This window comes from Actinoallomurus sp. CA-142502, from assembly GCF_050936355.1.
In the GTDB taxonomy this organism is placed as follows: domain Bacteria; phylum Actinomycetota; class Actinomycetes; order Streptosporangiales; family Streptosporangiaceae; genus Actinoallomurus; species Actinoallomurus iriomotensis.
This window is the reverse complement of record NZ_JBNJMY010000001.1, coordinates 5,871,678-5,896,938: the sequence shown is the minus strand read 5'-3', so window position 1 is coordinate 5,896,938 and position 25,261 is coordinate 5,871,678. Positions and strand designations below refer to the sequence as shown.

The window sequence follows — 25,261 nt, the reverse complement described above, 5'->3', positions numbered from 1 at the left end:
TCCCGGGTGCCCGGCGTGCGCGGCCGTGCCAGGATCGGCTCATCGCGACGACGGGAGGCCTGACATGACTTCGGACGCGGACCGCGGGGAGCTGTTCAGCGAGGAGCGTTCGGCCGAGGTCGTGGTGAACAGCATGGAGGGCACCCGCGATCCCCGGTTGCGGCAGGTGCTGGACTCGCTCGTCCGGCACCTGCACGACTTCGTCAAGGACGTCGAGCCGACCGAGGAGGAGTGGGGCGCCGCGATCGCCTTCCTCACCGCGACCGGGCACAAGTGCGACGCCGCGCGCCAGGAGTTCGTGCTGCTCTCCGACGTCCTGGGCGTCTCGATGCTGGTCGAGACCATCAACCACCGGGCGAAGGGCGTCGCGACCGAGTCGACCGTCCTCGGCCCCTTCCACGTCGTGGAGTCCCCGCCGCGATCCCTCGGCGCGGACATCTGCCTCGACCACCGGGGCGAGCCCTGCCTGGTCACCGGACGGGTCACCGGGCCCGACGGCGAGCCGGTCGGCGGAGCCACGGTCGACGTCTGGCAGGCCGACGCGGAGGGCTACTACGACGTGCAACGGCCCGGAGAGGTGCCGCCGGCGAACCTGCGCGGCCTGTTCACGACACAGGCCGACGGCCGGTTCTGGTTCCGTACGGTGATGCCCCGCCACTACCCGATCCCCGACGACGGCCCCGTCGGCGCGCTGCTCGAGGCCACCGGCCGTCACCCGTACCGCCCCGCCCACATCCACTTCCTCGTACGGGCCGCGGGGTACGCGCCGCTGACCACGCACGTGTTCGCCGCCGACAGCCCGTACCTGGACTCCGACGCGGTCTTCGGGGTCAAGCCGGACCTCGTACGCGACTTCGCCGTGGTGGAAGATCCCGTACGCGCCGCCGAGCTGGGCCTGCCGGACCGGTTTCGCGAGGTGGAGTTCGACATCGTCCTCCTGCGCGCGGAGGAGTGATCGTGGGTCAAGTGGCTATAGATCAATAAATGTCACTTTGAAGTATCGGTATACGTCCGTAAAAGACACGCGAGGCGATCGTCAAGATTGATGTTCGTCGACGCCGGAACCGTTGTTACCAGCGGATTAACGCTGTCATAGTCGGATAAGTCGCAGCAATACGTACGTTAATGCGACCTTGGCGTGACCGAACGGTTGTCACGCGTAAGCCCGACCAAAGGAGGTAACTTCCATGAGAATCGCACCCCGGATGGGAGTAACGATCTCTGGCCTGGCCCTCGCGGGAGCGACGGTGATGACCCTCGGTACGGCGGCGTCGGCGAGCGCCCAGTCCGCCACCATCACACCGCGGCATGCCGTCACCGGCTACTCGGTCGTCGACCGGCACCGGCGCTGGAGGCACCGCGGCTACACCTATACGTACACCTACTACTGGTGGGGCTGCGGCTGCTGTTGCTGCTGCTGACCGTCTGAACAGGTGATCGCCGTTCGACGGTGACCAGCGGGGTCTCGTGGCCCGGCCCGAGACCCCGGCCATCCCGCCGGTGAACGCGAGTCAGCGGAGTTCCCGGTGGACCCAGTCCGGCAGTATCTCGACGGCGTAGATCCATTCGCCGGGGGCGACCTCGGGACCGACGCGCCCCATGGCGCCGCGCCCGTTGCGCGCGGCCACGACACCGCCCGTGATCGCACAGGTGGTGTCCACGTCGCCGAGGCCCTCCGCGGCCGTCCAGAGCGCGTCGGTGAGGCTGCCGAGATGATGGGCCGCGCACCACAGGGCGAACGGCACCGTGTCGTCGGCGCGGATCCGCCGGCCGTTGCCGAGGATGTCCGCCGCCTTCCAGGCCGGCGTGTGGCCCGGCAGGTCCGCGGCCCGCAGGACACCGTCCCGGGTCGACCCGGCGGGCGTGTACGCCGCGACCTCCCGGAGCAGGTCCGCCTCCCCGAGCACCCGCGTGTCCTCGGCCGAGGTTTCCGGCGGCGCGGCCTCGGCCGGGGCTTCCAGCGGCGCGCCCAGGATGTTCTGCCGCCACCAGGCCTCGTGATCGGTCCAGCCCGCCACGGCGAGGGCCGCCGCCACGGCCACCGCGACGGCACCCGCGATGCCCTCGGGATGAGCGTGGGTCACGTGCGCGGACCGCGTCGCCTGCTCGACGGTGGCCTCGATGTCCGGGCCGAACCAGGCGCCCAGCGGAGCGACCCTCATCGCCGCGCCGTTGCCGAGACTGCCCTGACCGTCGAACAGCGCCCGCGCCGCCGTCCGCCACGTGCCCGGCTCCGCTCCCAGCACGGGCAGCAGTTCGTGCATCCCGGCGCCGTACCCGCGGCCCGAATCGGCGGCGTAGGTGTCCGCGAACGCACGGGCCAGCCGCTCCTCGACGATCTCCCCGTCCCGCAGGAGCACACGTACGACGCTGAGAGCCATCGCGGTGTCGTCGGTCCAGTGCCACACCTGGCCTGGCCCCAGGCGCTGATCGGGCCCCCGGAGATCGGGAAGACGCCGCGCGGTGATCTCCCGCCGGGCCTCCGCACCGGACCGGAAGAACCACCGCTGACCGAACGCGTCCCCGAGCGACAACCCCATCACGCTGTCGAGGACCGCACGCCGATTGACGATCATGATCGCAGCCTAGAGCCTGTCTCGATGCGCCGCTGTCCTGCGGCGGCGGACGGGGGACTTCGAGACAGACCCTGGCGCCTGGTCGTCGGCGAGAGTGGCGCGAAGGCGGGCGAGGGGCGTGGTCCGACGGGGTCGCGTGGCTCACGACCAGGGCGGGCGGGCCCGGCTCTGGAGTGCGGCGGTGGCCGCCGAGCCCCGCCGGTGCGAGGCCGCGCCGGGCGGCGCGTGCGCCCACCGTACGGCCTCGGTCCGCCGGCGGCACGCCCAGCGGGAACTGGTGTCCCGCGTCTGAAGAAGCCGGCCGAAAAGGAGGGCTGGATCGTCCAGCACATCCTGGTTCGCTCGCGTACGTGGGACCCCGGCGGAAACCGCGTGTTCCACGCTGGCCGGCATGGCCGGCACGCCGGCGTTTCCCGACAGCTACGACATGGTCCCTGAGGCGGCCGACCAGGACACGGCGACCTGGGAGGTCGTGATCACGGGTTTCGCCGGTTTCCTTCACGGGCGGCTTCCGGCCGCCTTCGGGGCGGAGCGTCATACGTCACCCGCCGGCCTCCTGCCCATGGTGAAGACGCGGCCCGACTCCTGATCCCGGGACGAGACGAGGCTCCTGGTAATCCGGGCTGGGGCCCGCATCGCGCGATCGCGAGCGCGGTCGACTGGAGCGTGAGGGCACGGGCCTGTCGGCCCGCGCCGGTGATCATGGGCCGGAGTCTCCGCCGCCAGAAATATTTCCGTGGCGTTTCGGCGGAGTAATGGGGTGTGGAACAACAAATACCCTGGCCAGGGCATATGTCCGGCGACAGGGCGAGTGAGTTCCCGCTGGCCGTTACCCAAACGTTATGACTTGACTCTCTTGACGGGAGCCGGAAAGACGGCCACCGTCTGCCGTGAGAGCGCTCTCAGCAGCACCCCCGAACCCGCCCGGACGATCCGGCGAGCTCATCCGCCGAATCGCGGCTCCGGCGGCCGCCACCGCCGGAGCCGCGCGTCTCACCTCCCTACCCCAGAAAGGGAGACGCCACGTGCGACTTACCCTCCGCCCCCCGGCGCGCCGTCGCGCGCCCGCCCACCTCATGGCGATCGCGTCCGCCGCGATCATGCTTCTCGTCGGCTCCCTCGTGGCCGGCGCCCCGCTCACGGCCGGCGCCCAGGCGCTGTCCGGCGGCACTCCGAAGGCCGCCGCGTGCGGCGGGAGCAACGTCGCGCTGAACCGGCCGGCGACCGCCTCCTCCACGGAGAACTCCGGTACCCCCGCGTCGGCCGCCGTGGACGGCAACACCGGAACCCGCTGGTCCAGCGCCTTCAGCGACCCGCAGTGGCTCCAGGTGGACCTCGGCTCCTCCCAGCAGATCTGCCAGGTCACGCTCAACTGGGAGACGGCCTACGCCAAGGCCTTCCAGATCCAGGTCTCCGACAACGCGTCCACCTGGACCACCGTCTACAGCACCACGACCGGCACCGGCGGCACCCAGACGCTGAGCGTCAGCGGCACCGGCCGATACATCCGGATGTACGGCACCACGCGCAGCACCCAGTACGGCTACTCGCTGTGGGAGTTCGCGGTCTACTCCGGGAGCACCACGACGCCGCCGCCGGACTCGTTCTGGGGCGACACCAGTGGCATCCCGGCCGCGCACAACGTCCTCGAGCTGAAGATCCTCAACCGGACGAACGGCCACTACCCCGACAGCCAGGTCTACTGGAGCTTCAACGGGCAGACGCACTCGATCGCCGAGCAGCCCTACTTCGACATGCCCGCCAACTCCGCGGGCCGGATGTACTTCTACCTCGGCTCACCGGACAGCCAGTACCGGGACTTCATCGAGTTCACCGTCGGGCCGGACGTCTTCAACGGCAACACGACACGCGTCGACGGGTTCGGCCTGAAGCTGGCGCTGCGGCTGCACGCCCACGACGGGTACGACACGCAGGTCGGCGAGGACCAGGCGACGTTCGCCGAGGACCGGTCGGCGACGTTCCAGCGGTTCCAGAACGAGGTCCCGACCGAGTTCAAGCACCTCGCGACGGTACAGGCGCCGTACTACATCCCGGCGCCCGGCAGCGACAGCGCGTTCCGGACGGGCGGGCAGTACGCGAACTACTTCACGAGTTACGCCCAGGCGAACGGCGTGAACGAACCCACGTCCAACGTCTTCGGATGCGCGGGCTCGCTCGCCGGCAACCCGAACATGTGCGCCGCGCTCAACCGGCACGTCGCCGGGCAGTCGCAGCAGTCGGACCCGAGCCAGTACTACAAGGCCGCGCCGGCCAACTACTACGCCAAGTTCTGGCACGACCACGCGATCAACCACCTGGCCTACGGCTTCCCCTACGACGACGTCGCCGGCCAGTCCTCGTTCATCTCCCACGGCGACCCGCAGTACCTCCTCGTCGCCGTCGGATGGTGAACCACTCGAACCACGCCTGAGAGCTCCATCGCCCCATCGACCGTCACCCTCTCCACAGGGGGCCGTACGGGTGGGTCTGTACGGCCCCCGCAAAGGAGCACATCGTGTTGTTCGACCGGCAAGACAGGCACCTCCGCGCCTCGTGGGCGCACCGGCTCAAGGTGGGAGCCGGCGCCCTCATCCTCGCCGTCGGCGTGTTCACGCCCGCCACCGTCGCCGCGAGCGCGCCCGCCGGGGCGGCTCCCGTGCGGCCCGCCGCGGTGCCGGCCCCGCCCGCCGGGTTCACCACCACGTGGAGCGACGACTTCACCGGCGCGGCCGGCACCGGCCTGAACACCGGCACGTGGAAGTACGACACCGGTCCCGGCAGCGGTTTCGGCACCGGTGAGATCGAGACGATGACCAACAGCACCGCGAACGTCTACCAGGACGGCGCGGGACATCTCGTCCTCAAGGCGCTCCACTCGGGCTCGGACCCGCGCGCCGGCTGGACCTCCGGGCGGGTCGAGACGCAGGCCGCGACGTTCGGCGCGCCCGCCGGCGGCGTCGTCATGATGCAGGCGTCGATCCAGCAGCCCAACGTGACCACCGCCAACGGGGCCGGCTACTGGCCGGCGTTCTGGATGCTCGGCTCGACGCTGCGCAGCGGCACGCCGTGGCCGACCTCCGGCGAGGTCGACATCCTGGAGGACATCAACGGCCGCAGCTCGGTGTTCGGCACCCTGCACTGCGGCACGAACCCCGGCGGGCCCTGCAACGAGTCCACCGGCATCGGCAGCGGCGAGCACGCCTGCCCGGGCTGCCAGACCGGCTACCACACCTACGCCGTGCAGATCGACCGGTCGGTCTCGCCGGAGCAGATCCGCTGGTACCTCGACGGCACCAACTACTTCACGTTGGCCGCCAACCGCGTGGACGCCACCACCTGGGCGAACGCCGTCGATCACCCGTTCTTCATCATCTTCGACCTGGCGATGGGCGGCGGGTTCCCCGACGCGTTCGGCGGCGGGCCCAACTCCTCGACCGTGTCCGGCGCCTCGCTCAACATCGACTACGTCGCGGTCTACAACAAGGCGCCGGGCGGCGGCGGTGGCACGGGGACGAACCTGTCGCAGGGGCACTCGACGACCGCCTCGTCCACCGAGGCGCCCGGCACCGCCGCGGCCAACGCCACGGACGGCGACACGGGTTCCCGCTGGTCCAGCGCGTTCAGCGACCCGCAGTGGCTTCAGGTGGACCTCGGCGCGGTGCATCAGCTCAGCCACGTCGTGCTGAACTGGGAGGCCGCCTACGGCAAGGCGTTCCAGCTTCAGACGTCCAGTGACGGCACGAGCTGGACGACGGTCTACTCGACGACCAGCGGCACCGGGGGAGTGCAGGACCTGAGCGTCTCCGGCTCGGGCCGGTACGTGCGGATGTACGGCACGCAGCGCGGCACGCCGTACGGCTACTCGCTGTGGGAGTTCCAGGTCTTCGGGACCTGACAGGGGGAGCGGGTGGGCCGGGACACCGTCGGGCGCCCCGGCCCACGCCGGTCACTCCTCGCCCGAGCCCCCGTCGGCGTCCGCGTTCTCGGCGTCCGCCTCGGTGCCGTCCGCGAGCGTCATGAGCAGGCCGTTGAGCCGCTCGACGAACTCCGCCGGGTCCTCGATGCGGGCGCCGAGCGTCAGCACCGACTGGCTGTAGAGGACGTGCGCCCAGTCGCTGAGGCGCTGTTCGTCGCCCTCCCGGTCGAGCCGGCGTACGAGGGGGTGCTCGGGGTTGATCTCCAGGATCGGCCGGCTCGGCATCCCCGAACCCTGCATGCGGCGCATGAGGTTCAGCTCGAGGTCCGGCTCGTCGGCGACGATGCAGGCCGGCGAGGTGGTGAGGCGGTTGGTGGTGCGCACGTCGGCCACCTTGTCGCCGAGGGCCTTCTTCACCCGCTCGATCAGGCCGCTGAGCTCGGTGCCGGCCTTCTCACCCGCCTCCTTCTCGGCCTCGTCCTCCATCTCGCCGAGGTCGGAGACGCCCTGGGCGACCGACTGGAGCCGCTTGCCCTCGAAGTCGGGCAGGCTCGTCACCAGCCAGTTGTCGATGGCCTGACCCAGCAGCAGCACCTCGATGCCCTTCTTGCGGAAGATCTCCAGGTGCGGGCTGCTCTTGGCCGCGGCGGGCGTCGGGGCGATCAGGTAGTAGATCTTGTCCTGGCCCTCCTTCATCCGCCCGACGTAGTCGCTGAGGGAGGTGTCGGGCTCGTCGGTCGCGGACTTCGTCGTCGTGAACCGCAGCAGTTTGGCGATCTCGTCGCGGTTGGAGAAGTCCTCGGCCACGCCCTCCTTCAGGACGTCGCCGAACTCGCGCCAGAACCTGGCGTACTTCTCCGGCTCCTTCTCGGCCAGGTCCTTCAGCAGCCGCAGGACCTTCTTGACCGCGCTGGAGCGGATGTTGTCGACCACCCGGCTGCTCTGGAGGATCTCGCGGGAGACGTTGAGCGGCAGGTCGGCCGAGTCGATGACCCCGCGGACGAACCGCAGGTAGTTCGGCATCAGCTGGCCCGTGTCGTCCATGATGAACACCCGCTGGACGTGCAGCTTCACGCCGTGCCGGGCCTCGGGCATCCACAGGTCGAACGGCGCGGTCGCCGGGATGAACAGCAGCAGGGTGTACTCGTAGGTGCCCTCCATCTTGCTGTGCAGATGGGCGAGCGGGTCGGCGAAGTCGTGCGCGACGTGCTTGTAGAACTCGTTGTAGTCGGCGTCGTCGATCTCGCTCTTCGGGCGCGCCCACAGCGCGGAGCCGCGGTTGACCACGGTGTCCTCGCCGGCGTCGTCGCCGCCGTCCTGCGGCATCACGATCGGCAGGCTGATGTGGTCGGAGTACTTCTGGATGATCGTGAGCAACCGGTGGTGGTTCAGCAGGTCGTCCTCGCCCTCACGCAGGTGCAGGACGAGTTCGGTGCCGCGCCGTGGCCGCTCGACGGTCTCCAGGGCGTACTCCCCGCGGCCGTCGGACTCCCAGCGCACACCCTCCTCGGCGGACAGCCCGGCGCGGCGGGTGGTCAGCGTCACCCGGTCGGCCACGATGAAGGAGGAGTAGAAGCCGACGCCGAACTGGCCGATGAGCGTCGCGTCCTTGCGCTGGTCACCGGTCAGCGCCTGGAAGAACTCCCGGGTGCCGGACTTGGCGATGGTGCCGATGTTGTCCATCACCTCCTGCCGGCTCATGCCGATGCCGTTGTCGGTGATGGTGATCGTGCGCGCGTCCTTGTCGAAGGCGACATGGATCCGCAGCTCTTCCTCGTCCTCGTCGAGGCCGGGCTCGGTCAGCTGCGCGAACCGCAACCGGTCGATCGCGTCGGATGCGTTGGAGATCAGCTCCCGCAGGAAGATCTCCTTGTTGCTGTACAGCGAGTGGATCATCAGGTCGAGAAGCTGGACGACCTCGGCCTGAAAACTGAACCTCTCCTGCTGCGTCGGCGCGCTCATTGGGGTACTCCTGCTCCCTGCGTCAACTCGTCTCCGGCCCGCGCGACCGGCCGCGCGGCACCGTCCAAAGGCAAGGACTCAGCGTATCGAGATCGGACTCGTTCCCGCGTCAGCCGACCAGTTTCGGCGGGGTGATCGGAAGGTCGCGCACGCGCCGTCCGGTGGCGTGGTGGACGGCGTTGGCGACGGCGGCGGCGGTGCCGACGATGCCGATCTCCCCGATGCCCTTGGCACCCATCGGGTTGAGGTGCGGATCCTCCTCCTCGATCCACACCGCGTCGATGTCCTGGACGTCGGCGCAGGCGGCCACGTGGTACTGCGCGAGGTCGTGGTTCAGGAAGCCGCCGTCCCGCTCGTCCACGATCGTCTGCTCCATCAGGGCCATGCCCATGCCCATCGTCATGCCGCCGACGAACTGCGACCGCGCGAGCTTCGGCTCGAGGATCCGCCCGGCGGCGAACACGCCGAGCAGCCGGGGCACGCGGACCTCGCCGGTGTCCAGGTCGACCCGTACCTCGGCGAACTGCGCGCCGAACGCGTGCCGGGAGAAGCCGGTGTCGCCCTCGACGTCCTCGGTGGTGTCGGCGGTGCCGCGCTCACCGTTCTTCAGCAGCGCCTCGCACGCCCGTACGACCGCCGACCCCCACGAGGCCGTCCCCATCGAACCGCCCGCGAGCGAGGCGCGCGGCAGGGCGCTGTCGCCGACCTCGACGCGCACGCGCTCGGGAGCGGTGCCCAGGGTCTCGGCCGCGATCCGCGTCAGCACCGTACGGGCGCCCGTGCCGATGTCGGCGGCGGCGATCCGGATGACGAAGTCGCCGTCCTCGACGGTCGCGTCGGCCGTGGACGCCATCCGCCGGGAGGGATAGGTGGAGGCGGCCACGCCCGTACCGATGAGCCACCGCCCGTCGAGCCGGATGCCGGGCCGGGGGTCGCGCCCCTCCCAACCGAACCGGCGGGCGCCCTCCCGCAGGCAGGCGACCAGGTTGCGGGAGCTGAACGGCAGGTCGTTCTCCGGGTCGACGTCGGGCTCGTTGCGTATCCGCAGCTGGATCGGGTCGATGCCGGCGGCGACCGCCAGTTCGTCCATGGCCGACTCCAGCGCGAACATCCCGGGACACTCGCCCGGCGCGCGCATCCACGACGGCGTGGGCACGTCGAGGCGCACGAGCCGGTGGGTCGTCCGGCGGTTCGGCGCCGCGTACATGACCCGCGTCGGGGCCGCGGTCTGCTCGGCGAACTCCATGAGCGTCGAGGACTGTTCGACGGCCTCGTGGCTGATCGCGGTCAGCCGCCCCTCGGCGTCCGCGCCGAGCCGGACGCGCTGGATGGTGGGCGTACGGTAACCCGTGAGGTCGTACATCTGCTGCCGGGTCAGCGCCAGCTTCACCGGGCGCCCGGCGGCCCGCGCCGCGAGCGCCGCGAGGATGGCGTTCGGGCGCGTGGTGCCCTTGGACCCGAAGCCGCCCCCGACGTGCGGCGCGACCACCCGCACCCGCTCCGGCGGCAGGCCGAGCACCTCCGCGATCGTGTCGCGGTCGTCGGCGGCGCCCTGGGTCGAGTCGTACAGCGTCAGGTCGCCGTTCTCCTCCCAGACGGCCATCGTGGCGTGCGGTTCCATCGGGTTGTTGTGCAATGTGGGCGTCGTGTAGGTCGCGTCGACGGTGACCGCCGCCTCGGCGAACCCGGCCTCGACGTCGCCCCGCCGGGTCTCGGCCGGCATCCCCGGGTTGACCTTCTCCGGGGTGTAGAGGCCGGGATGGTCCGCCCGCAGCAGCACGTCGTGCGGCTCGGCGTCGTAGCCGATCCGCACCCCGTGTTCGGCCGCCTCCCGTGCCGTCTCCGGCGTGCGCGCGACGACCGCCGCGACGAGCTGCCCGCGGTAGGCCACCTGGTCGCTCTGGAACAGCGCGAGCTCGGCGTCCTCCCGCGAGCCGAGCGCGGGCGGCTCCGCGCAGGACAGCACGGCCAGCACCCCCGGTGTCGCGAGGGCGTCGGTGGCGTCGACCGAGAGGATCCGCCCGCGGGTCACCGACGCCTGGACGGGGTGGACGTACGCGACGTCCTCGGCCGGGTACTCGAACGCGTACCGCGCCCGGCCGGTGACCTTGTCGCGTCCCTCGACGCGGTTCACGGGATCAGCTCCTGGAGGGTCCGGACGATCAGGTTGCGGGCGAGCGGCACCTTGTAGGCGTTCCGTGGCAGCGGCCGGGCCTCGGCCAGCTCGGCCTCGGCGGCCCGGACGAACTCCTCTTCGGTCGCCGGAGCGCCCCGCAGCGCCGCCTCGGCGCGTTCGGCCCGCCACGGCACGTGGGCGACGCCGCCGAGCGCGATCCGGCAGTCGCGTACGGTGTCACTCGCCTCGTCGACGTCCAGCACCGCGGCGACCGAGACGAGAGCGAAGGCGAACGACGCGCGCTCACGCACCTTCCGGTAGTGGGAGCGGCCCGGAGGCGGCGGAGGCAGCGTGATCGCCGTGATCAGCTCGCCGGGCGTCAGGACGGTGTCGCGTTCCGGCTCGGCGCCGGGGAGCCGGTGCAGGCCCGGGATCGGCACGACCCGGTCGCCGGCGGGGCCGGTGACGTGCACCTGCGCGCCGAGCGCGGCGAGCGCCACCGCCATGTCGGACGGATGGGTCGCCACGCAGTGCTCGGAGTGCCCGAGGATCGCCAGGTTCTCGTGGTCGCCGGGGATCGCCGGGCACCCCGAGGCGGGCCGGCGCTTGTTGCACGGCCGCGAGACGTCCTGGAAGTACGGGCAGCGGGTGCGCTGCAGCAGGTTGCCGGCGGTCGTCGCCATGTTGCGCACCTGGCCTGAGGCGCCGCTGAGTACGGCCCGGGCCAGCATCGGATAGCGCTCACGGACCGCCGGATGCGCGGCCAGGTCGCTGTTGCGCACGGCGGCGCCGATGCGCAGCCCGTCGCCGTCGGCGTCGATCGTGTCGTACGGCAGGCGCGTGACGTCGACGAGAAAGTCCGGCCGGGCGACGCCGAGCCGCATCAGGTCGACGAGGTTGGTGCCACCGCCGAGGTACATCGTGCCGGGCCGGAACCGTTCCAGGGCCTCCCGCGCGTCGGCGGCGCGTGCGTACTCGAAGAGCTTCACCGGGCCGCCTCCTGGATCGCGGCGACGATGTTGACGTACGCGCCGCAGCGGCACAGGTTGCCGCTCATGCGCTCCCGGATCTCCTCCGGCGTCAGCGGCGGATCGTCGGTGAGGTCGTCGGTGACCGCGCTCGGCCCGCGCTCGGCGAGCATGCCGGCGGCCGAGCAGAGCTGGCCGGGCGTGCAGTAACCGCACTGGAAGGCGTCCCGCTCGACGAAGGCGGTCTGGAGGGGATGGGGCTCGTCGCCGTCCGCGGCACCGCCGAGTCCCTCGACGGTGGTGACCTCCGACCCGTCGCAGGCGACCGCGAGCGCGAGACACGCGTTGGCCCGCCTCCCGTCGAGCAGCACGGTGCAGGCGCCGCACTGCCCGTGGTCGCACCCCTTCTTCGTACCGGTCAGCCCCAGACGCTCACGGAGCAGGTCGAGCAACGAGGTGCGGGGATCGACGTCGAGTTCCCGTACCGATCCGTTGACTCGCAGTGTCATCTCCGCCATGGGCGGCGGCCTACCCGCGCCCCGGCGCACTAACCACCAGGGCGATGGGGGTGATCGGAAAGATTCGGGCTCCGCGGTGGGCCGCCGCGACGCGCCGCCCGCGTCTTTGCCCAATGCTGGTTCGGCGCGTGACCGGCTTTCCTGGCATCGGGGTATTTCGGGCTTATGCGGCTATCCGCCCCCAAGCGACCGTCTCGCGGACCAGGGAAAGGACTCGGATGAGACTGAAGCGACGCCCGGCCGACCGCGCTCCGCAGGCCGTACCGCAACCGCAGCGCGACGGGCAGGGCGGCCTCGACACCGGTCCGCGCAACATCGAGCTGGACCGGCAGAACCCGGACCTGCTCACGCCGCCGCCGACCGACCACGGCACCCTGCCGAACCTGAAGTTCTCCTTCTCCATGGCGCACACCCGCATCGAGAACGGGGGATGGACCCGTGAGGTCACCCAGCGCGAGCTGCCGGTCGCCACCACGCTCGCCGGCGTCGACATGAAGCTCAACCCCGGCGCGTACCGCGAACTGCACTGGCACAAGGAGTCCGAGTGGGCGTACGTGCTGGAGGGGAGCTGCCGGATCGGCGCGGTCGACCAGGCCGGACGCGGGTTCCTCGACGACGTCGAGCAGGGCGACCTGTGGTTCTTCCCCAAGGGCATCCCGCACTACATCCAGGCGCTGGACGAGGGCGTGGAGTTCCTGCTCGTCTTCGACGACGGGGCGTTCTCGGAGAACTCCACGTTCATGCTGAGCGACTTCTTCGCGCACACGCCCAAGAGCGTGCTCGCCAAGAACCTCGGCTGGACGCCCGAGCAGCTGGCGAAGATGCCGGAGCGGGAGAAGTACATCTTCGACGGGCAGGTGCCGCCGCCGCTGGACGACGCCGCGCGGATCATCAGCCCGAGCGGCGACGTGCCCCGGACGTTCAAGCACCGGATGCACGCGCAGCCGCCGATGCGCTTCGACGGAGGCACCGTACGGATCACCGACGCGACGAACTTCGCGGCGACCACGATCGCGGCGGCCCTCGTGGAGCTCGAACCCGGCGCGCTCCGCGAACTCCACTGGCACCCGACCGACGACGAGTGGCAGTACTACATCTCCGGGTTCGGGCGGATGGGAGTGTTCGCCGGCTCGGGCCTGGCCCGTACGTTCGACTTCCAGGCCGGCGACGTCGGATACGTCCCGTTCGCGTACGGGCACTACGTCGAGAACCTCGGCGACGAGCCGCTGGTGTTCCTGGAGATGTTCCGCAACCCGAGGTTCGAGGACATCTCCGCGAACCAGTGGATGGCCAACCTGCCCGCGCGGGTCACGGCCGACACGCTCAACGTCCCGCCGTCCCTCGTTCAGGCGCTTCCGAAGGACAAGCGCAGCGTCCTGCCCGCCGTCCGTTAGGGGAGGGCGGGGGCCCGCTCCGGAGGGCCCCCGCCGTGCTCACGGGTCAGGGACTCTCGAACCCTGCCTGCTGAAGGACGGACTTGCCCTGGCCGGACAGGATGAGCTGGACGAACTCCTTGGCGAGCGCCGGCTGCGGCGCCTTGGCCAGCGTGGCGATCGGGTAGTCGTTGATCGCCTGGGCCGCCTCGGGAAAGTCGATGCCCGTGACCTTGCCGCCCGCGGACTTCACGTCGGTGCGGTAGACGAGAGCCGCGTCGGCCTCGTTGAGCTGGACCTTGGTCAGCGCGGCCTTGACGTCCTGCTCCTGCGACACCGGCTTGACCTTCAACTCGGCCGCCGCGAGGGCCTTGAGCGCGGCGGCGCCGCACGGCACCTCAGGCGCGCACTCGACGACCTTGAGCTTGGGGTTGGTCAGGTCCTTGAGCGTCTTGACCTTGCCGGGGTTGCTGGGCGGCACCGCGATCTCCAGCCGGTTACGGACGAAGGTCGTCGGCGCGCCGGCGGCGTCCTTGGCGTCGGTCACGGTCTTCATGGTGGCCGGGCTCGCGGCGGCGAACACGTCGGCCGGGGCGCCCTGCGTGATCTGCTGCGCCAGGGTGGAGCTGCCGCCGAAGTTGAACTTCACCTTCACGCCCGGGTGGGCCGCCTCGAAGGTCTTGCCCAGGGAGGTGAACGTCTCGGTCAGCGACGCGGCGGCGAACACGAAGAGCGTCTTGCCTTTGGACGAGTCGTCGCCGGTGCTCCCGCATCCGGCCGCCAGCGTCAGACTCGTCCCGAGCGCGGCGGCGAGCAGCACCCGGACGCCGCGGGGCAGACGTTCGATCACCTTGGTCTCCTCGTGCAGTCGGGGGCTGGGACCCTGTGAGGGCGCTCGGACCACGTGTCACCGTGACCGTCCCGTCGCCCCACCGTACTATCGCATATTCCACCCCTGACGCGCCCAGGGCGGCGCATATGCCACACAGGGGGGCTTCTCGCACCTGCTTCTGCCTACGCTGCCTTGGCCGGGGATAAGCAGAGTGACCTTTCGCCCGCCGGTCTCTTCAGGCGGGGGATCGGCCAGCGTCGGAGATCCGCGCCGTTTTGGGCCGGGGCGGGTTGGAGGTGAGTGGGGTACGGCGCGGCGTCCTAGGTCAGCCCGGTTCTCACCGGCGCATTCCCGGTCAATGGGGATCGGCGTGGCCCTTCGTCCGCCGGGCCGCGGGCGGCGATCGGTCGGCGCGGCGTCTGAGGTCCGCATGGTTTTCGGCCGGGGGCGGTTTGGATGCGAGAGGCGGCCGGTTCTCACCGGCGCATTCCCAGTCAATGGGGGCCGCATGACCTCTCGCCTGTCGGGCCCCGGCGGGGGACCGGCCAGCGCCGTGTCCGAGGTCCGTACGGTTTCCAGCCGGGGCGGGGAGGGGTGGGCGGTGCGGCGGCCGGTTCTCACCGGCCGTTCCCGGTCAATGGGTGTCAGCATGACCTTCCGCCTGTCGGACCCCAGGCGGGGAACGACCAGCGCCGTGTCCGAGGAGCCGGGGTCCCCTTTGATGAGGGGCCACAGCAACGTCCTCCGCCTGTGCGGTCCTCTGCCGGGGAGACGGCGTCTTCCGCCCGCCTGGCTCAACGGCTCTCAGCCGAGGGTCCCGGCGGCTCTCAGCCGAGGGAGTCGGCGTGACGTCCTCCGCCGGCGCGGGTCTCCGTCGAGGATGGCCGGCGTCAGGTGTGCCTCTCGTTCGCGTTCCGTCCGCGGTTCTCAGTCGGGAACGGCCAGGATGACGTCCGATGCCTTGATCATGGCGACGACCTCCCGGCCCTCGGACAGTCCCAGCTCCCGCGCCGCCTCAACCGTGATGGACGCGACCATGCGCACGCCGCTCGCGTCCAGCTCCACATTGGCCGTCGCCTCGCCCTCCGTGACGCGAGTGACTGTGGCCCGAACCTGGTTACGCGCGCTCAGCCGCATCATGACTCCTCCGATCACATGTCTGACCTGCAAAAACGTTCCCCCTGTGCGGCGCACTCATACCGAACGCCCCGCCGGCACGGCGACATCGAGACGGCGCGGGAACGAGCGGGAAGCGGTGCGGAGCCGGTAGTCACCTCCACCCAGACGGCCGTATGGCGACGGCCGGCGCACTGGGGCAGCGGCCCTCGACCTTGATGGGTGATACGCGCCCTGCAGTGCCGGCGAGGCGACGCGAGGCCGGGTGACAGGCGATGTGGAGTCGGCGGTCTTCCGGGCGGCGGCATCTCACGACGGCCGAGGTGACGGTGTCGTGGCGACCGCCGAGGTGGTGGCGGCCGCCGTGACGGAGCGAGCATCGCCCGTGACAGGCCGGCCGCGGCTCCCGGCGGGCCGTGCCACGCCGTGCCGTGGCGGCGAGGGGCGGGAGGCGCTACGGGGTCGGTAGTCGTCTTTGACCAGACGGCCGTGTAGCGACGGCCGGCACAGCGGGAGAGTGGCCATCCTCCCTGACGGGCGGCCCTACGTGTGGTGCCGGCGCGGCGACGTCGAGGCGAGCGGGACGGTGCGGTGTCTCGCGGCGCGGCGCGGGGCGGCGAGGGGCGCGGGAGCGGTCGTCGTCTCCGGCCGGGCAACCGCGTGACGACGGCGGCGGGAGGCCCCGACGGACCGGCTGCTGCTGTGGGCGGCGACGACGGGGACAGCCTCGGGCGGCCTCGCCTCCCGTCGGTCAGCCGGGCCGCGGGGCAGGGGAGAGGCGGCGGTCGTCGTCGCTCGCAGACCTTCCGCGCCGTTCGGGCGACGAGGGGCAGGGCGATACCGGTCGTGCCCGTTACCGACGACCACGATGAGACGAGGAGAGAAATGGGTTCGCCACTGTCCGATCTCGGCCTGACCGCCTCCGTGCTCGCGGCGCCGATGGCCGGAGGCGCCGGCACGCCCGCGCTGGTCACGGCGGCCGCGCGAGCGGGCGGCCTTGGCTTCCTCGCCGCCGGTCACCCACGCCGTGCCGTGCCGTGCCGTGCCGCGCCGTGCCGCGCCGTGCCGTGCCGTGCCGCGCCGTGAGACGCCGCGCCGTGCCGTGCCGAGAGACGCGGCGGCCCGGGGAGGCGGGCGTCATCATCCCTGGCCGGGCGTCTCTGGCCGGAAGGCCGTGCGGGTGCCATTCGCGCCGATGCAGTGCGTGCTGGTGCCGTGCGCGCCGATACCGCGCGCGGGACAAGGCGCCGAACGGCGGCCAGTCCGGTCTCACCGCGTCGAGGCGGACCTAACGCCCGCCAACGGTGACCTCTTCGCCATCGAGCACCCCGCCCAAGAGCGTCACGGCCGGGAGCGCGACCTGGGGAAGCGGACGATGTGCCTAACCGGAGCGGCGGTTCGCGTGGGCGAAGGTCAAAGCCTCCTGGGCCAGCGCGGGCCAGTCGTGGCCGGAGTCGGGGGCCAGGCTCAGCCACTCGCGCATCGGTGTGCCCTTGTTCGCGTCGAAGTGCGTCCCCTCGCCGGCGGCGACCAGCTCCCCGACCCGGGCGGCCGGTAGCTTCAGGACCAGGTGGCCGCGGACGAGCATCGCGAAGATCTTGCCGTGGAAGCGCAGCGCCGTGCGGCCGAAGCCGCGGCCCCCGTTCGGCGGGTCGACGCCGTGGATCGCGGTCATCTGGTCGACCAGGTCGGCATAGCGGACTTCTGCCGCCCGCCCCTCCTCTCCGCTCACGCCCGTCAGCCTAATCCCCACCACCGACACTCCCCCCGCTCCGTCCACAAGTCGATCACAGCTTCGACGCCAGCCGGGTGAGGACCTGGGCGGCCGGTTCGGCGGTCGCGTGCCGGTGGCCCGTGCCCGCCCACAGGTGGAGCACCTCCTGGTCGTTCGCTGCCGCCGCCGCCTTGCGCAGGGGGCTGGTCAGGTGGTGCACGGCGGGGTAGCCCGACGGCGCGCCGTCGCTGTACCGGTCGGTGAAGCGGTTGCGCAGCCCGCGGGCGGGACGGCCGGTGAACGCCCGGGTGACGACGGTACGGTCGCGTGCCGGGTCGGTCAGCGCCGCTCGGTGGGCGGCGGTGGCGCCGCTCTCGTCCGTTCGCAGCAGGACCGTGCCGACCATGGCCGCGACCGCGCCCGCCCGCAGCGTCCCGGCGACGTCGTCCGGTGTGGCGAGCCCGCCGGCCGCGACCAGTGGGACGTCCGTCACCTGCCGTACGCGGGCGACCAGTTCGGTGAGCGGGATCTCCGGCGGCAGGCGCTCCGGCGTGAGCGTGCCCGAGTGCGCGCCCGCCGCCGAGCACTGGACGATGAGCAGCCCGGCTCCCGCCTCCTCGGCCAGCCGGGCCTCCTCGGCGGACGTGACCGTCTGGGCGATGAGGCTGCCGGCGGCGCGCAGGGCCGCGATCACGGCCGGTTCCGGCACCCCGAACGTGAAGCTCACCACCGGAACGGGATCGGCGAGCAGCAGGTCGATCTTGTCCTTCCAGTGGTCGTCGTCCTCGACCGGTTCGCCGGCGGTCAGATCCAGCCCGTACGGCTCGGCCTCGGCCTGGATCGCCCGCGCGTACCGGCGGTACGCCTCGGCGTCCACGGGCACCGGGTTGGGCGCGAACACGTTGACGCCGAACGGCACGCCCTCGGCACGTACGGCGGCGATCTGCCCGGCCAGTGCCTCGGGCGTCTTGTAACCGGCGGCGAGGAAGCCCAGGCCGCCCGCTCGCGCGGCCGCCGTGACCAGCGCGGGCGTGCCGGCGCCTCCGGCCATCGGCGCCGCGAGCACGGAGGCGGTCAGGCCGAGATCGGACAGTGGCGAACCCATTTCTCTCCTCGTCTCATCGCGGTCGGCGGACGGATCGGCGTCGTCCGCTGCCATCAGTCTCCACCGTGCGGCACGCGGACCGGCGCCCGCGTACGGACCGTCCCCGGCTCACCGAAGGATCATCGCTTTCCGTACGCGCGGCGGGTCGGCGAGGATGGCCCCGTGACCGGGCTCGGCGAGAAAGAGGCGCGGTCTCTCTTGTCACTTCCCGGCGAAGGAGAGTCATGACCGTTCTCGGCGCGGTGAGCCTGCCCCAGCTGCCACCCGAACGACTACGCGACCTCGCCCGCGCGGCCGACGACGCGGGACTGGAGGAGCTCTGGCTCTGGGAGGACTGTTTCTGGGGGAGCGGCGTCGCCACCGCCTCCGCCGTGCTCGGCTGGACCGGCCGGCTCCGCGTCGGCGTCGGGCTGCTGCCCGTGCCGCTGCGCAACGTCGCCCTGGCGGCGATGGAGATCGCGGCGCTGCACCGGCTGTTCCCCGGGCGCGCGACGGTCGGCGTCGGCCACGGCGTTCAGGACTGGATGACGCAGGTCGGCGCGCAGGTCGAGTCGCCCGTGACGCTCCTGCGTGAGCACCTCACCGTGCTGCGCGCGCTGCTCGATGGCGAGGAGGTCACCGTCGACGGGCGTTACGTCCGCCTCGACGCGGTCAAGCTGGACTGGCCGCCCTCGACGCCGTCGCCGATCCTCGCGGGCGCGACCGGTCCGCGCTCGCTACGCCTGTGCGGCGAGGCGGCCGACGGCACCATCCTCACCGGGGGCACGACGACGGACGAGGTACGCGCGGCCCGCCGGCTCGTGGACGAGGGACGGGCGGCGGCCGGCCGCGTCGACCCGCATCCGGTGGTCGTCTATCTCCTCGCCGCCACCGGCCCGGACGCGGCCGGGCGGGTGGCCGCCCAGCTGCGTCGCGAGGGCCGCGACCCCGTGGCCGGCGGCGTCGCCGGTGACGCGCGTACGGTCGCCGACGCCGTCCGGCGGTGGGCGGAAGCCGGCGCCACCACCGTGGTTCTGCAGCCGACCGGCGACGAGCCCGATCCGGAGGCCTTCGTACGGTTCGTCGCCCAGGAGGTGCGGCCGCTCGTCCCCTGACCGCGACGCGGCCGGCAGGGACCGCTCACGCCTGCGGAACGGCCTCACCCGACGCGGACTCGTACGCGGACGCCTGCAACAGGTACAGGTCGCGGTACGCGCCCTCGCGCGCCATGAGTTCGTCGTGGGTGCCGCTGGCGGTGATCGTGCCGTGTTCGAGGACGTGGATGACGTCGGCGTCGCGGATGTTGGCCAGCCGGTGGGTGATCAGGACGACCGTACGGCCGCGCATGTGGCGGCGGATCGCCTCGAAGAGCGTGTGCTCGGCCCGCGCGTCCAGGTTCGAGGACGGCTCGTCGCAGATGATCAACGGCGCGTCGCGGTAGAAGCCGCGGGAGACGGCGACACGCTGCCACTGGCCGCCGGACAGCTCGTGGGAGTCCTTGAACCGGCGATCCAGCATCGTGTCCCAGCCGTGGGGCAGCCCGGCGACGACCTCGTCGGTGCCGGCGGAGACGGCGGCGCGGTCGAGGCGCCCGGCCTCGTCCTCGTCGCCCAGCACGACATTGGCGCGCGCGGTCATCGGCCAGTGGGCGTGGTCCTGCGCGATGACCGCGACCCGTGAGCGTACGGCCTCGGGGTCGGCGTCCGCGAGATCCGCGCCGTCCCAGCGGATGCGGCCCGACCCGGGCGTGTACAGGTGGGCGAGCAGCTTGGCCAGCGTGCTCTTGCCCGACCCGTTCTCCCCGACCAGGGCCATGATCTGTCCGGCGGGCAGGGTGAGGGACACGTCCCGCAGGGCGGGCTCATCGGCCCCGGGATAGGTGAACGACACGTTCTCCACGGTGATCGCGGTGAATCCGTCGGGGACCTCGGCGGTGGGCGGCGGTGGCAGGTGGGTGCGCGCGGTCGCGAGGAACGTCGTGTAGTCGGTGAGGTACAGGCCCTGCTCGTAGCAGTCGTTCACCGCGTGGATCAGCTGGGACAGGGCCGCCCGGCTCGTACGGATGGCCAGGACGGCGGTGCCGGCGACGGCGAGGGGCAGCCACGCGGCGGCCAGCAGCAGCCCGAGCGCGAGGTAGACCAGCCCGCTGGCCAGCCCGGATCCGGCGTCCCCGGCGAGGCGGGTGGTGACGTTCTTGCGCGCCAGGCGGAGCTGGGCGTCACGGTAGATCCCGGCCACGCGCCGGTACTGGGCGAGCAGCAGATCCTGGAGGGTGTACGAGCGCAGGTCGGCGGCGTAGCGGCGGTTGCTGAGCAGGTCGCCGAGGATCACCGAGTGGTAGCGGGGCCCGACGGTCTCCACCATCATCAGGTACCGCGAGCGCGCGACGCGGATCGCCGCCCACGCTTCGGGCAGCGCGGTGACGAGCAATAGAGGCAGCAACACCGGATGCAGCGCGGTGATGGCGATCGCGGCGGCCACGAAGGAGGTCAGGCCGGTGACGATGTCGATCGTGGCGGACACCACCTGCTGCGCCGCCGAGGCGCCCGGTCCCTCGGCGCGCATGAGCGCCTCGTAGAACTCCGAGTCGTCGTAGCTGGCCAGGTCGATGCGGCTCGTCACCTCGTACAGCTCGACCTCGGCCCGCTGCTGGACCCGCGGCGTCAGCCGGGACTGCGCCCACCCGGCGGCGGCCGACAGCAGCGACCGCAGGACCGCCGCGCCGCCCACGAGGAGCAGGGACGGCAGCGCCGCCCGTACCCGGTCCGGCGTCGGGCCCGCGGCGAGCAGCGCGTCGAGCACACCGGTCGTGGCGAGCAGCCCGAGCGCCGTGAAGACGCCCGACAGCAGGTTCAGCGTGATCGTGGTGATCGTGTCGGCGGGCCCGGCGCGCCAGGCCAGGTGCAGCGCCCGGCCGACCAGCGCGGGCAGCCGACGGGCGACGGCCGTGAACCGCGCGGTCGCGGCCGCCTCGGCGTGGTCGTACCAGCGGAGGGTCGCCACCGTCGGCAGGACGTCGTCCTCTCCCGTGGTGTCGCGCTCGCCGGGAGCCTCGCCCTGCTCCCGCTCCCCGTCGTCGTCTCGTGCGGTGTCGGCCGATGGCGTTCCGTCCATCCCACCCCCAGGCTCCGCCCTTCATGATGGGCGCACCCGGAGCGGGCCGCTGTGTCACCTGGCACGGTCGGGGAGACGGACGGCCGCTACCGGCCGGCGCTCACCGCGGGCTGCTCGGCGGAGAGCGGAGCGGCGATGTCCTCCAGCGAACGCCCGGCGGCCTCCACGCCGAGGACCAGCTCCACGATGCCGGCGAGGATCATCAGGCCCGCGCCCAGCAGGTAACCGCCGGCGACCGTACCGGTGTGGCCGGTGTCGACGAGCTTGCCGAACAGCAGCGGGCCGATGATGCCGCCGAGCGCGGTGCCCACGGCGTAGAACGCGGCGATGGCCATCGCGCGGGTCTCCATCGGGAAGATCTCCGAGACGGTCAGGTACGCGGAGCTGGCGCCGGCCGAGGCGAAGAAGAACACCACGACCCAGCAGACGGTGAGCGTCACGGCCGACAGGTGGCCGCCGCGGAACAGCATCGCGGTGCCGATCAGCAGCACGCCCGACAGGATGTACGTGCCGGAGATCATCACCTTGCGGCCCAGCCGGTCGAAGAGGCGGCCGAGCACGAACGCGCCGCCGAAGTTGCCGAGGCCGATCGGGATCAGGTACCAGCCGGCGTGGTCGTCGGGCGTCTTGAAGAACTTCGACAGGACCAGCGCGTACGTGAAGAACACCGCGTTGTACAGGAAGGCCTGGCCGACGAAGAGCGACAGCCCGAGGACGGTACGCCGGGGGTAGCGGCTCACCGCGGTGCGGGCGATCTCGCCGAAGCCGACCGTGTGCCGCTGACGGATGGTGATCTTCTCGTCCACCTCGTCGAGCGGCCGGCCGGTCTCGTCGGCGACCTCCCGTTCGATGCCGCGGACGACCTCCTCGGCCTCGCGGTCCCGGCCGTGGATGAACAGCCAACGTGGGCTCTCCGGGACGATCCGCCGGACGAAGAGAATGCCGATGCCGAGAATGGCGCCGAGGGCGAACAGCAGCCGCCAGCCGAGGTTCTCCGGCAGCACCGACGCGTTGAGCACCGGCACCGACAGCAGCGCCGCGAAGGTCGTGCCCAGCCAGAACGACCCGTTCACCACGACGTCGACGGTGCCGCGCAGCCGCGCGGGGATCAGCTCGTCGATGGCGGAGTTGACCGCCGCGTACTCGCCGCCGATTCCCATGCCGGTGACGATCCGGCACAGGTAGAACCAGAGCGGGGAGAAGGAGAACGCGGTCGCCACGGTCGCGAGCAGGTAGACCGCGAGCGTGACGAGGAAGAGCTTCTTGCGCCCGAACCGGTCGGTGAGGTACCCGAAGACGAGCGCTCCGGCGCAGGCGCCCGCCACGTACAGCGCCGCGCCCAGTCCGACCTGCGAGTCGCTCAGCCCCAGCCCGCCGCCCTTGGAGGTCAGCCGTGGGCCGATGACCCCGACCACGTTCACCTCGAGGCCGTCGAGGATCCACACGGTGCCCAGGCCGACCAGGATGAGCCAGTGCCAGCGCGCCCAGGGCAGCCGGTCGAGCCGCGCGGGCACATTCGTCTCGATCGTTCTCAGACCATCGGCGCCCATGCGGCCTCCCTGCTCCCTCGCCGTCGATCGGAACCGACGAGGTGAATACCCTCCCCTCCATTCGCAAACGTGCATATCGGGGCAAGCGCCGCCTAGCGGGGACGGTCCGGCTCCTCGCGGTCGGGTCCTTCGGCCCGGATGTCCTCCGGTTCGTGCGTCTCGCTCGCCGGGCGTCCCGTGCCATCCGCCGGTGGCGCGGGCGGCGGGGGACGGTGGCCGGGCGGAGGCCGGTAGCCGCCGGGGCCGGCCGGCGGACCGTAAGGACCGGCGGGCGCGGGTGGCGGTGGACCGTACGGGCCGGCCGGCGGACCGTACGGGCCCGGCGGCGGACCGTACGCCCCAGGTGGGGGACCGTACGGACCGGGCGGCGGGGGACCGTACCCGGGAGCGGGCCACGGGGCGCGTGCCTGGGGGAGCGGCCCGCCGGGCGTGTCCGCCTCGGCCTCGCCGGCCGGACCGGTGGTGATGACCAGCCGGTCGAGGTAGAAGATCTGCAGTGCTCCGAGGGCGAGGAACAGCACGATCACCAGGACGAGCGGCGTCGCCACGCCGAGCGCCGGACGGCCCGCGAAACCGCCCAGTTGCCTCAGCACCAGGAGGGGCGCGGTCTGGTCGTCGAGCCGGCTGGCCACGGCGCTCGGCCACAGCACACCTTGCGTGCCGAACAGCACGGTCACGCCGCCCATGAGCGCGGCGAGCGGCAGCGCGGGCACCACCACCTGCGGGAAGAAGCCCGCCCCGCCCGCGCGCCACCGCGCCGCGCGGCTGCGGCAGAACAGCGTGAGCACGAGCAGCGACGGCACGCTCAGCAGGATCGGCGGCACCAGGCCGATGAAGCGGTTGAGCAGGTGGAGATGCCGGGCGTTGTCGAAGTCGGCGACGCTCAGCGGCGTGACGCCGACGAACAGCCACGGCGCGAACACCAGCAGGAGCCACTCGCTGTGGCGGCCGAGCGGGCGCAGGCCGCCGATGCCGAGGGCGGCCAGGAACGCCGTGCCGACCGAGATGATCGCGCCCAGCACCGGCGGCACCCACGTGTTGAGCAGGAGGCGCGCGGTGGACGGCCCCAGCGGAACGGAGCGCCCGGACGAGAAGAGGGCCGACAGCCACGGCCAGGAGCAGACGACCCCGACGATCACGACGACGACCAGGGCCAGGGCGCCGATCACCAGGCGGCCTCCGGAGTCCGGCCGCTTCGGCGCGGCGGCGTCGTCGCCCGGACCGAGATCGATCCGCAGCCCGGTCCGTACGGCGACGAAGGTGGCGGCGACGCCGAGCATGCCGAGCATCAGCCCGGTCAGGGTCGCGACGGCCGCGCCCCTGCCGAAGTCGAAGTAGAAGTACGAAACGCGGTACTGCAGCGCCGCGAGCGTCGTCCGCGGACTCATCGTCTGGCTCACGGTCAACACCTGGAGCGCCACGGCCACGCCCGCCAGAACGACGATCGAGCCGACCGCGACCAGCGCCGGGGTGACCGGGCGGCCCCGCGCGCGGCCGCGCAGGAGCGGCAGGAAGACGAGCAGCGCCAGCCCGCACAGCAGACCGAACATCGCCGCCCCGGTGATGAGCTGAAGAGTGGGCGACCACCCGTGCGCGGTCGGCACCCGGCCGAACACGGTCGCGATGCCGCCGTCACGCTGCCCGAGGACCCACCCGGCGGCGATCGCGACCGGAGAGAACGTCACGAGCGGCAGGGACAGCAGCACCCGGCCGACGCGACGCGGCCACGTACCGGCCCGATCGAGCGCCGCGGCGAGCGCGGTCCCGACCACCAGCAGGATCAGCAGCGGGACCACGGCGAACGACAGCGAGAAGACCAGGGCCTCCCAGAAGGCGCTCTCCTTCAGGAGGTGGGTGTAGTTGCGCAGCCCAGCGGAGTGCGTGGTGCCCACGACACCGCCCCGCTGGAAACTCCGCACGACGGTCTGCGCGCTCGGCACGACGAGCGTGATCAGCCCGGTCAGCGCGGCCGGAATGATGAGGAGCAGACCCAGGCCGCGCCCCGCGGTCGCACCGCCGGGCCGGGCGCCCGGAAGTGCCGGAGAGAGAGCGGTCATCGGCCCTCCTCCGTCGGAGAGATGCCACAGGGGACCGTGTCTTCGATTTCCTCGCTGCGTTCGGTCATGGACGCTCCGCGGGTGCCGATTCTCGCTGCCGACCCGGTGATCGGCCAACCCGACCGTAGCGTCGCGCGATGTCGGTTGTCCCCTGGGCGCGTGTCCGGATATGGCACTGTTTCCCGTCGACGTACCCGGACGCGTTCCCGTGCGGCGGTCCCGACCACGACGGCTGGGAACGCAGCATGCGCGGCCTGCAGGCGTCGGTGCGGCGGGCGTCGGCCACGGGGAGACGCGACGTCCAGGGGCCGATGCAGCACGACATCCCCTGAAGGGGCGTTCCGGTGAGTTCGAGGAATGGTACC

At 71.9% G+C, this 25,261-nt stretch carries 22 protein-coding genes; 10 read left to right on the top strand and 12 right to left on the bottom strand.

The features are described 5' to 3' along the window. Positions 1 to 64 precede the first annotated feature (64 nt). Positions 65 to 955 carry an intradiol ring-cleavage dioxygenase gene (locus ACQEV1_RS28115; protein ID WP_433397268.1) on the top strand — a complete coding sequence of 297 codons (891 nt, stop codon included), beginning with the start codon at positions 65 to 67 and terminating at the stop codon, positions 953 to 955. A 232-nt stretch (positions 956 to 1,187) separates the two neighbouring features. Further along, entirely contained in the window at positions 1,188 to 1,421 is a 234-nt protein-coding gene (locus ACQEV1_RS28110; protein ID WP_285634127.1) for a hypothetical protein, read from the top strand. Positions 1,422 to 1,511: 90 nt separating this feature from the next. Here the strand turns inward: ACQEV1_RS28110 and ACQEV1_RS28105 are convergent, their stop codons facing one another. Further along, positions 1,512 to 2,576, bottom strand: coding sequence for an ADP-ribosylglycohydrolase family protein (locus tag ACQEV1_RS28105; protein ID WP_433397265.1), 1,065 nt, complete (start codon positions 2,574 to 2,576; stop codon positions 1,512 to 1,514). A gap of 136 nt (positions 2,577 to 2,712) precedes the next feature. On the opposite strand from ACQEV1_RS28105, the gene ACQEV1_RS28100 reads away from it, so the two are divergent. The 4 genes from ACQEV1_RS28100 to ACQEV1_RS28085 all read left to right on the top strand — a co-directional run bounded on the left by ACQEV1_RS28100 (position 2,713) and on the right by ACQEV1_RS28085 (position 6,471). After that, positions 2,713 to 2,868, top strand: a complete 156-nt coding sequence (locus ACQEV1_RS28100; RefSeq protein WP_433397263.1) for a hypothetical protein — start codon at positions 2,713 to 2,715, stop codon at positions 2,866 to 2,868. A gap of 99 nt (positions 2,869 to 2,967) precedes the next feature. Further along, a complete protein-coding gene (locus ACQEV1_RS28095) occupies positions 2,968 to 3,165 on the top strand; it encodes a hypothetical protein (protein ID WP_433397261.1) in 198 nt (65 codons plus the stop codon). A gap of 436 nt (positions 3,166 to 3,601) precedes the next feature. Beyond that, entirely contained in the window at positions 3,602 to 4,987 is a 1,386-nt protein-coding gene (locus ACQEV1_RS28090) for a beta-1,3-glucanase family protein (RefSeq protein WP_433397259.1), read from the top strand. Positions 4,988 to 5,091: 104 nt separating this feature from the next. Beyond that, complete coding sequence (locus ACQEV1_RS28085) at positions 5,092 to 6,471, top strand: discoidin domain-containing protein (protein WP_433397257.1); 1,380 nt, start codon at positions 5,092 to 5,094, stop codon at positions 6,469 to 6,471. 51 nt (positions 6,472 to 6,522) lie between these two features. Here the strand turns inward: ACQEV1_RS28085 and htpG are convergent, their stop codons facing one another. From htpG to ACQEV1_RS28065, 4 genes are all read right to left on the bottom strand, one after another. After that, the gene (gene htpG, locus ACQEV1_RS28080) at positions 6,523 to 8,454 is read right to left on the bottom strand and encodes a molecular chaperone HtpG (RefSeq protein WP_433397255.1); all 1,932 of its coding nucleotides are present in this window, start codon (positions 8,452 to 8,454) and stop codon (positions 6,523 to 6,525) included. 109 nt (positions 8,455 to 8,563) lie between these two features. Beyond that, positions 8,564 to 10,588: a xanthine dehydrogenase family protein molybdopterin-binding subunit gene (locus tag ACQEV1_RS28075; RefSeq protein ID WP_433397253.1), complete on the bottom strand. Its 2,025-nt coding sequence runs from the start codon at positions 10,586 to 10,588 to the stop codon at positions 8,564 to 8,566. After that, the gene (locus ACQEV1_RS28070; RefSeq protein WP_433397251.1) at positions 10,585 to 11,559 is read right to left on the bottom strand and encodes an FAD binding domain-containing protein; all 975 of its coding nucleotides are present in this window, start codon (positions 11,557 to 11,559) and stop codon (positions 10,585 to 10,587) included. Before ACQEV1_RS28070 ends, ACQEV1_RS28075 begins: the two co-directional genes overlap by 4 nt. Continuing rightward, positions 11,556 to 12,056: a (2Fe-2S)-binding protein gene (locus ACQEV1_RS28065; protein ID WP_433397249.1), complete on the bottom strand. Its 501-nt coding sequence runs from the start codon at positions 12,054 to 12,056 to the stop codon at positions 11,556 to 11,558. The genes ACQEV1_RS28070 and ACQEV1_RS28065 overlap by 4 nt, the downstream gene beginning before the upstream one ends. 218 nt (positions 12,057 to 12,274) lie before the next feature. On the opposite strand from ACQEV1_RS28065, the gene ACQEV1_RS28060 reads away from it, so the two are divergent. Next, positions 12,275 to 13,450: an oxalate decarboxylase family bicupin gene (locus tag ACQEV1_RS28060; protein WP_433397247.1), complete on the top strand. Its 1,176-nt coding sequence runs from the start codon at positions 12,275 to 12,277 to the stop codon at positions 13,448 to 13,450. 46 nt (positions 13,451 to 13,496) lie between these two features. On the opposite strand, the gene modA is transcribed toward ACQEV1_RS28060, so the two are convergent. Together modA and ACQEV1_RS28050 are read right to left on the bottom strand one after the other, a co-directional pair. After that, complete coding sequence (gene modA, locus ACQEV1_RS28055; RefSeq protein ID WP_433397245.1) at positions 13,497 to 14,279, bottom strand: molybdate ABC transporter substrate-binding protein; 783 nt, start codon at positions 14,277 to 14,279, stop codon at positions 13,497 to 13,499. A gap of 909 nt (positions 14,280 to 15,188) precedes the next feature. Continuing rightward, complete coding sequence (locus tag ACQEV1_RS28050) at positions 15,189 to 15,398, bottom strand: TOBE domain-containing protein (RefSeq protein WP_285623600.1); 210 nt, start codon at positions 15,396 to 15,398, stop codon at positions 15,189 to 15,191. A gap of 864 nt (positions 15,399 to 16,262) precedes the next feature. Between ACQEV1_RS28050 and ACQEV1_RS28045 the strand changes: the two genes are divergently transcribed. Beyond that, positions 16,263 to 16,463: a nitronate monooxygenase gene (locus tag ACQEV1_RS28045; protein WP_433397243.1), complete on the top strand. Its 201-nt coding sequence runs from the start codon at positions 16,263 to 16,265 to the stop codon at positions 16,461 to 16,463. Between the two features lie 295 nt (positions 16,464 to 16,758). On the opposite strand, the gene ACQEV1_RS28040 is transcribed toward ACQEV1_RS28045, so the two are convergent. Further along, positions 16,759 to 17,109: a hypothetical protein gene (locus ACQEV1_RS28040; protein WP_433397241.1), complete on the bottom strand. Its 351-nt coding sequence runs from the start codon at positions 17,107 to 17,109 to the stop codon at positions 16,759 to 16,761. Positions 17,110 to 17,164: 55 nt separating this feature from the next. Continuing rightward, positions 17,165 to 18,196 carry a nitronate monooxygenase gene (locus ACQEV1_RS28035; protein ID WP_433397239.1) on the bottom strand — a complete coding sequence of 344 codons (1,032 nt, stop codon included), beginning with the start codon at positions 18,194 to 18,196 and terminating at the stop codon, positions 17,165 to 17,167. 224 nt (positions 18,197 to 18,420) lie between these two features. Between ACQEV1_RS28035 and ACQEV1_RS28030 the strand changes: the two genes are divergently transcribed. Further along, positions 18,421 to 19,290, top strand: coding sequence for an LLM class flavin-dependent oxidoreductase (locus tag ACQEV1_RS28030; RefSeq protein ID WP_433397237.1), 870 nt, complete (start codon positions 18,421 to 18,423; stop codon positions 19,288 to 19,290). A gap of 25 nt (positions 19,291 to 19,315) precedes the next feature. On the opposite strand, the gene ACQEV1_RS28025 is transcribed toward ACQEV1_RS28030, so the two are convergent. From ACQEV1_RS28025 to ACQEV1_RS28015, 3 genes are all read right to left on the bottom strand, one after another. Beyond that, positions 19,316 to 21,289, bottom strand: coding sequence for an ABC transporter ATP-binding protein (locus ACQEV1_RS28025; protein WP_433397235.1), 1,974 nt, complete (start codon positions 21,287 to 21,289; stop codon positions 19,316 to 19,318). An 86-nt stretch (positions 21,290 to 21,375) separates the two neighbouring features. Further along, positions 21,376 to 22,839, bottom strand: a complete 1,464-nt coding sequence (locus ACQEV1_RS28020) for an MFS transporter (RefSeq protein ID WP_285576205.1) — start codon at positions 22,837 to 22,839, stop codon at positions 21,376 to 21,378. Between the two features lie 92 nt (positions 22,840 to 22,931). Next, the gene (locus ACQEV1_RS28015; protein WP_433397233.1) at positions 22,932 to 24,896 is read right to left on the bottom strand and encodes a hypothetical protein; all 1,965 of its coding nucleotides are present in this window, start codon (positions 24,894 to 24,896) and stop codon (positions 22,932 to 22,934) included. Positions 24,897 to 25,033: 137 nt separating this feature from the next. Between ACQEV1_RS28015 and ACQEV1_RS28010 the strand changes: the two genes are divergently transcribed. After that, entirely contained in the window at positions 25,034 to 25,228 is a 195-nt protein-coding gene (locus ACQEV1_RS28010) for a hypothetical protein (RefSeq protein WP_433397231.1), read from the top strand. Positions 25,229 to 25,261: the final 33 nt, after the last annotated feature.